Source organism: Mycobacterium scrofulaceum (assembly GCF_001667885.1).
In the GTDB taxonomy this organism is placed as follows: domain Bacteria; phylum Actinomycetota; class Actinomycetes; order Mycobacteriales; family Mycobacteriaceae; genus Mycobacterium; species Mycobacterium scrofulaceum_C.
The window spans coordinates 1-519 of record NZ_LZJW01000156.1 but is presented as its reverse complement, the minus strand read 5'-3'; the positions used below and the strand labels follow the sequence as shown (position 1 = coordinate 519).

Below are 519 nucleotides of genomic sequence, written 5' to 3'. Positions count from 1 at the left end.
AACTATTTCGCCGGCAGGAAGATCGTCCGCAACGCCAACCGCGCGTTCGGCGCCCCACCGGTGCGCTGGCCGCGCGCGCTGCACCTGGTACCGCCCTTCCACGAAGCCGGCTAGCGAACGGCGTTCCCCTCCTACCCCCGTCTCCCTGGCGAATTGCTGGCGAAAGGTTAGCCTTTATAGGGCGGAAACGTTGAGCATCGCCACTGGTGTGACATGCTCCACACTCCGGGGTCGACAAACGTGCGGGCGCCGCGCAGCAACTGCTAAAAGCGCTTGCAGTACAGAGGAATTGAGGCGAACAGCGGTCGTGAGCAACATAAGTTCACCATTCGGGCAAAACGAATGGCTGGTCGAGGAGATGTACCGCAAGTTCCGCGACGACCCGTCCTCGGTCGATCCGAGCTGGCACGAGTTCCTCGTCGACTACAACCCCGAGCCGACCGGCGAGTCCCCCTCGACCGCCGCGGCCGCCGGCGACGGCCAGGCCGCCGCGAGCCCCCCGCAGGCAACGCCCGCGCC

At 66.1% G+C, this 519-nt stretch carries 1 protein-coding gene; it reads left to right on the top strand.

All coding sequences use genetic code 11. The features are described from left to right. Nucleotides 1–307: 307 nt before the first annotated feature. Nucleotides 308–519: 2-oxoglutarate dehydrogenase E1 subunit family protein (locus tag A5681_RS22545; protein ID WP_156738106.1), on the top strand; the 212-nt coding region annotated here is incomplete at its 3' end.